This is a genomic window from Halobacterium bonnevillei, from assembly GCF_009831555.1.
Taxonomy (GTDB): Archaea; Halobacteriota; Halobacteria; order Halobacteriales; family Halobacteriaceae; genus Halobacterium; species Halobacterium bonnevillei.
The window spans coordinates 17,766-27,492 of record NZ_WUUU01000023.1; the positions used below are offsets into that span (position 1 = coordinate 17,766).

Here is a 9,727-nt window from a genome sequence, read left to right on the forward strand (position 1 = left end):
GTGCATTTTTGAATGGATGACTAAATACCTTTTTCGTTCATCAAGTCATGAACGATGACCGATTTATTTTTGCGTTTTCCAGTCCAAGTCTGATTATGCAAGGATTCAGCGACGAGGAGCGCGATCGCATCGAGGAGGACCTCATCGAAACCGGCCGGGAGTTACTTCGAACGTATGGACCTCGAAAGACGAACATTGAGGACGTAACCGACCCCGTCGGCATCGCCAAAAGTACGTTTTACCGGTTTTTCGACTCGAAGGCGGATCTCTATATCGCGATTGTCGAACGAGAGAGCGACGAAATGCTGGAAACGTTTGCGGCAGAGATCGACGCAGCAGAAACGCCACGTGAGGCGCTGGAACGATTCATGCGGTGTCTGATGGAGTTTGCCGAGACGAATCCGCTCATCCAGTATCGAGATGCGTTCCTGAATAGTATCTCGCCGGAGAAAATGAAAGAACTCGGGAAGAGACAGTTTGAAGAGTACCTCCCGTTGATTGAATCGCTCCAGGAAGCGGCCGGACCGCCGCTTGCTGAGTACGACCCGGCGACAGTACTCGGCGTCATGGGCGTGGCCGAGTACCTCGCAATCCACAAGGACGAGTACGAGATGTATCGGGAAGGCTACTACGAAGAAGTGCAGGAAGTCGTAGTTCCGGTACTCGCCCGCGGGCTGACGGTAGCCCCGGACGATTGAACCACTGGCCGAGTGCGTCCGGCCCAATGGCCAGCGAGTTTGAGTCTGCACTGGGTTCGCTGCAAGGCGACAGCGGTACAGAGATGACGCGTGGGGCAGTTCCTGCCAAAATCACCATCGGCCGGCGTTTGGAATCGGCTGGAACTGCAAGGGATGCAGTGATTCCAACCCACGCGACCTAGAAATTTAGCCAGTATTCTTACGGCCGCGAGTCTCGAATTCCGATTGAAATTGCCTGCGCCCGCTCTCTGTGGCGGACTCCCTGGGAACCCACGTTTCGAGAGGTCTGTATCGACAACAAATCGGGAATCTGTTTCGCCGCGATCAAAACCCACGATGTATGACTCTTAGCGACTCAGAGGCCGTTGCCCAGTTTCACGCGCTCGCGGAAACCACACCTGACGCACTCGTGACAATCGACTCGGAGAGCCGCATCCAGTTCGTCAACCCCGACATCGAGACCATTCTCGGGTACACACCGGACGAATTACTCGGCGAATCGCTGACGAAAATCATGCCCGGCGACCTCGAAGACTCGCACCTCGAAGCCGTAGACCGGTATCTGGCGACCGGCACCAGGCAACTCGATTGGAACCACGTCGAACTCCCGGCACAGCACAAGGACGGTCACGAAGTCCCACTCGTAATCACCTTCAGCGAATTTACGAGCGACGGTGAACGGTTGTTCACCGGGATTATACGGGACGTTTCCAGCCGGAAGACGCTCGAATCTGAACGAGACCTCCTCAAGGCGACGGAAGACGAACTCCTCCGGGCGGACGTGGTCGACGATGCGCTGCGGAATATCCTCCGTCTCCTCGGTGAGTCGATGAACTGGCTGTACGGGGAGGCCTGGGTGCCCGCAGACGGCCGCGCCACACTCACGTGTGCCACGACCTGGACCGCGGAGGCGGCTGACCTCGAGGAGTTCCGAGAACAATCCACGCAGATAGCCCCATCGTCCGGTAGGGGGTTAGTCGGTCGCGTGTGGGGGACCGGCGAGTACGAATGGATTCCGGACGTTTCCACCGCGACGGAATCCGTATTCCCGCGGACCGACATCGCATCGGACGCCGGATTGAAAGCCGCACTCGCAGTTCCGATTCGAACTGACGACTCGACCGTCGGAGTGATGGTGTTCCTGATGGCCGAAGCGCAATCCGTCGACGAGCGCATGGTCGAAGTGACCCGTGCGGTCGGAGCGAATCTCGGGCTGCTGATTGCGCGACGGCAGGCCGAGGACGCACTCCGGGAGAAGCGCAATCTCGTGTCCAACATTCTCGAAACCTCTCCGATCGGGATTGTCGTCATCGACGCCGACGGCACGTTCACCTACGTGAACGACCGGGCTGAAGAAATCCTCTGGCTCGAACCGGACGAGGAGGGGAACTATCCCGGCTTCGACGAGGTCCCGTACCGGGCACTTGACGTGGAGGGAGCGGTTCTTCCGGAGTCCGAGGTCCCGTACCACAAGGTCCTTCGGACCGGAACTGACGTCTCCTACGACATCAAAATCGAACACCACGACGGGACTCAACGGTGGCTCTCCCAACGGGGAACGCCGCTCCGTGACGAATCTGGCGCCATCACCCAGACCGTCTTCACGTTCGAAGACGTCACCGACCGGAAGCGCCGCGAGAAGACCCTCGAAGGACTGACCGAACTCGGCCAGGAGCTGGCCGAAGTCGAGTCCTTCGAGGACGCGTGCGAACGTGCAGCCGCGGCTGCCTGCGACAGCTTCGATCTCCCGGTTACGACTATCCAGCGGTACGACGCCGAAACGGGCAGTCTCGAACCGTGTGCCCGCACAGTCCGTCTCGACGGGCTCGTCGGCGAGTCCCCGCTGTTCGCTTCGGAACGCGGCCTTCCGTGGCAAGCGTTCGTCCAGAGCGAAACGCGAGTTCTCCCAGATTTGAACGACGCGACTGGTATCGACGAGGACGGCACGCCGCTTTCGAGCGCTCTACTCGTGCCGATCGGTGAACACGGTGTGTTGACCGTCGGCGCGACTGAGCCTGATGCGTTCGCGGACCGAACGGTCACGCTCGCCGAATTGCTGTCCGGGACCCTGAATGCGGTCTTCGATCGTCTGGACAGGGAAGCGCAACTCCGCGAGCGAACGTCCGAGCTCGAGCGGAAAAATGACCGCTTAGGACGGGTCCAGCGGATAAACAGCCATATTCGAGAGATCACTGAATCGCTACTGGACGCGACGTCCAAGCCTGAAATCAAACAACTCGTCTGCGACCGCTTGGCGAACAGTGACCCGTACCGATTCGTCTGGTTTGGTGAGCGGGACTTTGCGACGGAGACGATTACCGCGAGTGCCGCTGCGGGAGTCGAAGAGGGATATCTCGACGAGATCGACGTCAGAACGGATCCCGGTGAGGGGGACGCGGACCCCGCAGAACGAGCGGTTCAGACGCACGAAGTGGAGGTACAGAACAATTTGCACGCCGACCCGCCGTTCGAGCCGTGGCGACAGGAGGCCATGCAGCGCGGGTACCGAGCGAGCATCGCCGTCCCGGTCGTGTACAACGAGACGTTGTACGGCCTGTTGAATATCTACGCTGGCGAACCCGAACTGTTTAGCGAGATGGAGCAGGCAGTCCTGACCGAACTCGGAGAGATGATCGGGTACGCGCTCAACGCGATGGAGCGCTACGACGCCCTGGTCAGTGAGGAGTCCGTCGAACTGGAGTTCCTCATCCGAGATTTCTCCGACCCGATCCTACAGTTACTCCGGGACAACGACGGACAGATTCGCCTGGAGAATATCGGGTCCCGGGACGCGGGGTCCCTGCAGGTGTTCGTCGCGTTCGAAGACCTGGCGTTTGAGACGATTCGGTCGTTCTTCGAGGAACACCTCGGGAGCGACGACTTGACGCTCGTCAGAGATCGCGACGGCGAGATCATCGTCGAACTGACGTTACCGGAGGACTCGTTTCTCGTCACGTTGCTGGACCGCGGGGCGATGCCGACCGACATCACGGCGACGCCAGCGGAGGGACGGACCACGATTCGAGTGCCACAGTCCGCATCCGTTCGGGACTTCGTCGAGATGTTCGAGCAGTACTACGACGACGCCGAACTGGTCGCGCGTCGAGAATCCCCGAACCCGGTTCAGACGCGGGCAGAGTTCGAGCGCGTCTACGTCGACCGGCTTACCGAACGACAGCGGGAAGTCCTCCAGACGGCCTATTTCGCCGGGTTCTTCGAGCAGCCCCGAGACAATTCGGCTGGCGACATCGCGGAGATGCTAGACGTGTCTCAGCCAACGGTCAGCCGGCATCTCCGAAGTAGCCAGGCGAAACTCCTGGCGATGCTATTTGGAGACACGTAGACACCAGCCCGTATCATCATACGCCCTGGGTGCACCACGCCGCAGACACATACGGGGAACGGGTAACTCGGACAAACTCCATCGGGTAGATACGAGACGCTACAATGGAGTCGACGATCAATACAATCGAGTACGAGCAGGTCAGTCGGCGCGTCGTCGAGCAAGTGGCAGCGGAGACGGGTATCGACTCGCACAACCTAGAGCCGCTGCACGACCACGTCGACCCCGACGGATTGGTTCGCCTCTTTGCTGATACTTCGGACACGCGTCGAGACCGGGGCCGCGTCACGTTCCCGATGGCTGGTTGCCAGGTGACAGTTCACGCGTACGGAGCAGTCGAAGTGACCCTCCAGGGCGACCCAGTTGACGTCACGGCTGCCGACGACCAGACCGCATCCCCAACCGCCGCGGCCGACCAACCGTCGTCGTACCCGGCTGAGTCGCCAGATTGAGCAACACAGAGATGTTCCGAGCGACCGTACAGTCGATAGCTGAGGTGGCCCATGTCTGAGCAGGCCGACGCTCCGACAGCAGACTCCCCGGCGGGTACCGAGAACCGGCCTCGAGTGACGCGGTGTCAGACGTGTGGCTCGCGGATCGATCCGGCGGAGTGGCATCCGGTCACGACGGCGACCGACGACGACGGTGCGTTCCAGCTCTACAGCTTCTGCAGCAACGAGTGCTGGAACGACTGGACGGCCGAGTAGCCGGATGGTCGTTGAATCGCCGCACCACAAACCGACCGGGCGCAGGGTTGCGGAGCTGCCAAGCGGATAGTTTCCGTACCGATACCGGCTCGCTAGCGGCGACGCGGAACGGCTGCCCCGATGACAGCCGGAACTGCGCGCGGGCGTCGACAACACCCTGAGGCAGAATTCTCACGGGAAGCCAGGTTGTGGGGAAATCGGTTGGGGAGATCGGAAACCGAATGAACGCAGACGCCGGCGTGATTCTTCGGCACAACTACTTGGGGGAGCGCTTCGAAGCGCCGCCATGGAATCTGTCACGGTGACCCGTGAGATCGCCGCGTCGCCGGAGGCGATCGAGGCCGCGATGGACGACTGGGCCGGATTCGTTCGGGCCGCGGGCTTCGACGGCGTCGACGTCCAGGGGAACACGATTCGCGTGTGGAACGCCGTCGGTCCCGCCGAGATCGAACTCGAACTCGAGGTCGTGGCCGACGAGGACGCCGCGCTCGCCTACGAGCAACGCGAGGGGATCTTCGAGGAGATGTGGACTGGATACTCCACGCGCGCACGTGAGGACGCCGATGGGACTGTCGTCGAGGCCGTGACGACGTTCGAGATGGGCGTCCCATTGGTCGGCGGCGTCCTGGACTCGACGGTCATCAGCCGGCAGCGACGCCGGGAACTCGAGGACCAACTCGAGTGGCTGGCGTCGACTGTGGCCTAGCAGGCCAGCGAACGTCACGTAAAAAGCTGCGTAACACGTTCGGGTGGGTTCTCAGGAACTGGAAGTCCAAGCGAACGCCTTCGGGGCAAATACCACCGCTAGACAGTGAGGACCCACCAGTATGTCGGACGTACCGTCATCCAGTAGCGACGCGCCGTGGCAGCAAGAACTGCTCGACAGCGAGTGGTTGCTTGCGGGAGCCGCGATCCTGTACTTCCTGTTGTCGTACGTGGTATGGGGTATAATCGACCTGCTGACAATTCCCGCGGGGTGAACCATGGCTGACGACGAACACTCGCCACTCGAGTCACCCGAGGGGGACTGGTGGAACCAGACGGTCAACCGTCGAGAGTCCATCTGGCTGGGCATCTCCGGGGCGTGGGCGGTGACGCTGTTCGGCTGGATGCTGGGCTGGACGCAGTTCGGCGACCAGAACCAGACGGGACAGACCTACAAAATCAGCACGGAGCGCTTCCAGGAGAAGGTACAGGCGTACAAGGACGCCGCCGGGACGCTGGAGGTCGACGGCGAGGAGATGCTCGTTCCAGACGGGAACGACGTCTTCATCGGGTCCCGGCAGTGGGCGTGGGACGGCCTCCCGGTCGTCCTCGAGCCGGGCGAGACGTACAAATTCCACCTCGGGTCCTACGACGTCCAGCACGGGTTCGGGGTGCGGCCGGAGGGGAACCTCAGCAAGCAGATCTCCCTCCAGATCATCCCGGGCTACGAGTGGGTCGTGGAGATGTCCTTCGAGGAGACCGGCACCTACCACGTGGTCTGCAACGAGTTCTGCGGCGTCGGCCACCGGACGATGCACGGGACGTTCCTCGTGCAGGACCACGAGCCAGTCGAGACCGGCGTCGACCAGTCCACTGACGACACGAGCGAGCCGACCGGGGACTACGGCGGCTGGTTCACGGGCGACGCGCGCGGCGCCGAAACACCGAACTACGACGGCGCCGCGACGGACGCGACCGACCAGAGCGAGGTCACCGTCGACGTCGGGTCGGACACCGATGACGGCCCCTACGGGTACGGCCCCGCGGCACTCGAGGTGTCACCCGGGACGACCGTGCACTTCGAGTGGGTCTCCGACGGCCACAACGTGCTCGTGGACTCCCAACCCGACGGCGCCGACTGGCATGGCGTCGAGTCCCTGGAGAGCGAGGGGTACAGCGAGACGGTCACGTTCGAGGAAGCGGGCGTCTACAAGTACTACTGCGAACCCCACCTCGGCATGGGGATGAAGGGCGTCGTGGAGGTGGTCTGAATGTTCGGATTGAGTACCTACGAGTACGACGACGACGGGTTCAGAACGTGTGGCGTCACCGACCTCCGCATCCACAAGTCCGCGGAGGACCTCGTGAAACTGTTCGGCGTGACGGCGATCGTCTCGCTGGCCATCGGTGGCGTGTTCGCGCTCCTCGTCGCGATGACTCGCTGGGAGGTCGTCGGCCTCCTCGACTCCGGGCAGTTCTACCGGTTCACGAGCCTGCACGCGTGGTTCATGATCCTGTTCTGGATGGTGTTCATGGAGATCGCCATCCTCTACGTGGGCGGGCCGTTCGTCCTCGGCCGGAAGCTCTCGCTGCACAAACTCGGCTGGGCGGGCTACGGCATCATGGCGTTCGGCGGCCTGCTCGCCGTCTACAGCATCGCGACGTACGAACTCCCGAACCAGGCGCCGTTCTACACGTCCTACGTGCCGCTGCCGTCGCCGGCGCCGTACTTCGCCGGCGCCGTGCTCTTCCTGGTCGGGGCCGTCGTCGCGGCCGTCCCGTTCTTCGCGACCATCTGGCGCGAGAAGCGCGAGAACCCCTCGAAGACGCTGCCGCTGATCACGTTCGGTGCGTTCATCACTGCCGTCATCGCGCTCGAGGCGCTGGCGGGCGGCATCACCGCGCTGACCCCGGCGTTCCTCTGGCGCATCGGCTTCATCGAGCACCTCGACGCCGCGTGGTACCGCCAGATGTTCTGGACGGTCGGCCACGGCAGCCAGCAGATCAACCTCCTGGCGATGATCACTGTCTGGTACTTCATGACCCACGTCGTCGGCGGCGCAGAAGTCGCCTCCGAGAAGGTCTCGCGGTTCGCGTTCGTGCTCTACCTGTTCTTCATCAACATGGGCGCCGCCCACCACCTGATGTCCGACCCCGGCGTGTCGGCGGCGTGGCGGATGTGGAACACCTCGTATGCCGCCTACGGCGCGGTGATCGCGTCGATGATTCACGCGTTCGCCATCCCGGCGGGCCTGGAGGCCGGCCGGCGGCGCAAGGGCGAAGGCGGCGGACTGTTCGGGTGGCTGTGGTCTGCTCCCTGGAAGGACCCCGGGTTCTCCGCGACCATCCTATCGATCATCCTGTTCGGGTTCCTCGGCGGCATCACTGGCGTGATGATGGGCCAGATGCAGCTCAACATGAACTGGCACAACACCCTCGCCGTTACCGGCCACTTCCACGCCACCGTCGTCACCGGGACGACCCTGGCGTTCATGGGACTGAGTTACTACGTGCTCCGCCTCGTGTTCGGCCGCAACTGGCTCGGCGGGACCCTCGCGTCCATCCAGCCGTTCCTGTACGGCGGCGCGATGGGGCTCGTCTCCCTGATGTTGATGTACCTCGGGCTGCTGTTCGGCGTCCCGCGGCGCCACCCCAGCGTCATGGACATCCCCGGGACGTCGTTCGACTTCTCGGCGGCCGAGCCGTTCTTCGCGGTGTTCGCCGTCGCTGCACTCCTCGCAATCGTCGGCGGTGCGCTGTTCGTCCTCATCGTGGTCGGCAGCCTCGTCGCCGGCAGTCCGTTCTCCGGCGGCCCGGTCGTCGACGACGACGCGGTCGCAGCGGACGGCGCGGGTGACGCCGACGCGGTCCACGACCAGAGCATGCGCGGGACGTTCACGCTCACACTCGTGTTCTTCGGGGCGTTCGTCGTCCTGTACGCGCTGAACTGGTTCCTGCTCTCGCAGGTCTGGCACATCGGGCCGTAGGCCGGCACGTCGCCCGGCAAACCTTTTCTGCGGCCGTTCGCGGGGTGTTTCCGCTCGTAGGGGCAATATATTCGGGACAACCCCCACCGTCGGCGACATCCTACACACGTCTAAGCGTGATCCGTCGTGACTGATACGTCGAACGCGGGGTCCAGGCGGCTGTACGCGGGTCTCGCACGCGCAGTGCTCAACGCGTGGTCCACCGTTCGGACGGTCTACTACGCGAACTCGGTCAGCTGGCGCGCCCTCAAGAGCGGCGGGCTCCTGTTCTTCGGGTTCTTCCTGTGGGCCGGGTCGAGCGTCCTCCAGTCGTACACCGGTTGGCGCGCGCTCGATTACACGGCCGCGTACGGGTTCGTCGTGCTGTGGTACGGCCCGATTCACCACATCGTCGTCATCCCGCTGGCGCTGCGGTGGCGTCGCTCGGCGGGACTCCGACAGCGCGTCGGACGGCGGCTCCCGAACGCGATGCTCGCGGTCTTCCTGGTCGCCGTCCTGGTCCTGGGGACGTTCCCCGCCGGCCCGATGACGGTGAACTTCGACTCGGCCATCGGCGGCGCGGACGCCGCGGACGTCAACGCCGAACTCGTCTGCGAGAGCCAGGCCGCCGGGGAGACGACCCGGATATCGTGTGAACTCCGGGACGCCGAGCAGGTAGACCGCGTCGTGGTGCTGTCCGGTGGCACTGAGTTGGTCGCCGACGACGACCCGCCGTTCGAGTTCACCGTCGACGCGGCGGACGTCGAGGAGACGATGGGGCGCCAGGCGTTCACGGTGCGTCTCTACGACGAGTCCGGGAATCTGGCGCGCCAGTACACGCGAGACCTGCAGTACATCGACTGACTCAGCTAGCGGGACTGAATCAGTCCGCAGGGTCGACGTGACCGTCTCCCGTGACGCGGTCGAATTCCTCGGTGAGTGCGGGCCACTTCGCGGCGACGAACCCCGCGAGGATGCACGCGAACCCCGCGACGGTTGCCGCGGTCACCGCCTGGTCGAGGACGAGCCAGCCCGCCAGCGCCGCGAACACGGGGATGACGTACTCGATGAAACTCATCTCGATGGGGCCGAGTTCGGCGAGCAACCGGAAGTACAGCACGAATCCGCCGACGCCCGCGACGACCGAGAGGTACGCCAGCGAGACGAGCGCCGACGGCGTCCACGTCGCGCCGGCGAAGGACTGCCCCGGCATCGCGAGCACGGTTGCGTGGAGGAACACCGCACCGACCGCCATCATCCACGCCTGCGTCGCGACGAACGACAGCGACGGGTCGCGGCTGTGCGTGA

9 protein-coding genes are annotated in these 9,727 nt (G+C 63.4%); 8 read left to right on the top strand and 1 reads right to left on the bottom strand.

What is annotated here, in order from left to right; translation table 11 throughout:
• Positions 1–95: 95 nt before the first annotated feature.
• The 8 genes from GRX66_RS05060 to GRX66_RS05095 all read left to right on the top strand — a co-directional run bounded on the left by GRX66_RS05060 (position 96) and on the right by GRX66_RS05095 (position 9,283).
• On the top strand, positions 96–698 hold the full coding sequence (locus GRX66_RS05060) for a TetR/AcrR family transcriptional regulator (RefSeq protein WP_159525562.1): 603 nt from the start codon (positions 96–98) through the stop codon (positions 696–698).
• A 340-nt stretch (positions 699–1,038) separates the two neighbouring features.
• Positions 1,039–4,041, top strand: a complete 3,003-nt coding sequence (locus GRX66_RS05065) for a PAS domain S-box protein (RefSeq protein ID WP_159525563.1) — start codon at positions 1,039–1,041, stop codon at positions 4,039–4,041.
• Between the two features lie 104 nt (positions 4,042–4,145).
• Complete coding sequence (locus tag GRX66_RS05070; protein ID WP_159525564.1) at positions 4,146–4,493, top strand: HalOD1 output domain-containing protein; 348 nt, start codon at positions 4,146–4,148, stop codon at positions 4,491–4,493.
• A gap of 51 nt (positions 4,494–4,544) precedes the next feature.
• Positions 4,545–4,748 carry a DUF7576 family protein gene (locus GRX66_RS05075; RefSeq protein WP_159525565.1) on the top strand — a complete coding sequence of 68 codons (204 nt, stop codon included), beginning with the start codon at positions 4,545–4,547 and terminating at the stop codon, positions 4,746–4,748.
• A 286-nt stretch (positions 4,749–5,034) separates the two neighbouring features.
• On the top strand, positions 5,035–5,454 hold the full coding sequence (locus GRX66_RS05080) for an SRPBCC family protein (RefSeq protein ID WP_159525566.1): 420 nt from the start codon (positions 5,035–5,037) through the stop codon (positions 5,452–5,454).
• A 277-nt stretch (positions 5,455–5,731) separates the two neighbouring features.
• Entirely contained in the window at positions 5,732–6,724 is a 993-nt protein-coding gene (locus tag GRX66_RS19840) for a halocyanin domain-containing protein (RefSeq protein WP_233745319.1), read from the top strand.
• Positions 6,725–8,440 carry a cytochrome c oxidase subunit I gene (locus GRX66_RS05090; protein ID WP_159525567.1) on the top strand — a complete coding sequence of 572 codons (1,716 nt, stop codon included), beginning with the start codon at positions 6,725–6,727 and terminating at the stop codon, positions 8,438–8,440.
• A gap of 126 nt (positions 8,441–8,566) precedes the next feature.
• On the top strand, positions 8,567–9,283 hold the full coding sequence (locus tag GRX66_RS05095; RefSeq protein ID WP_159525568.1) for a hypothetical protein: 717 nt from the start codon (positions 8,567–8,569) through the stop codon (positions 9,281–9,283).
• Between the two features lie 19 nt (positions 9,284–9,302).
• Here GRX66_RS05095 and GRX66_RS05100 read toward each other — a convergent pair.
• On the bottom strand, positions 9,303–9,727 hold a 425-nt coding region (locus tag GRX66_RS05100), incomplete at its 5' end, for a DMT family transporter (protein WP_159525569.1).

Bases quoted from the DNA above. Each gene is read 5' to 3' on its own strand.
- GRX66_RS05060 (WP_159525562.1), top strand. From the start codon at position 96: ATGCAAGGATTCAGCGACGAGGAGCGCGATCGCATCGAGGAGGACCTC.
- GRX66_RS05065 (WP_159525563.1), top strand. From the start codon at position 1,039: ATGACTCTTAGCGACTCAGAGGCCGTTGCCCAGTTTCACGCGCTCGCG.
- GRX66_RS05070 (WP_159525564.1), top strand. From the start codon at position 4,146: ATGGAGTCGACGATCAATACAATCGAGTACGAGCAGGTCAGTCGGCGC.
- GRX66_RS05075 (WP_159525565.1), top strand. From the start codon at position 4,545: ATGTCTGAGCAGGCCGACGCTCCGACAGCAGACTCCCCGGCGGGTACC.
- GRX66_RS05080 (WP_159525566.1), top strand. From the start codon at position 5,035: ATGGAATCTGTCACGGTGACCCGTGAGATCGCCGCGTCGCCGGAGGCG.
- GRX66_RS19840 (WP_233745319.1), top strand. From the start codon at position 5,732: ATGGCTGACGACGAACACTCGCCACTCGAGTCACCCGAGGGGGACTGG.
- GRX66_RS05090 (WP_159525567.1), top strand. From the start codon at position 6,725: ATGTTCGGATTGAGTACCTACGAGTACGACGACGACGGGTTCAGAACG.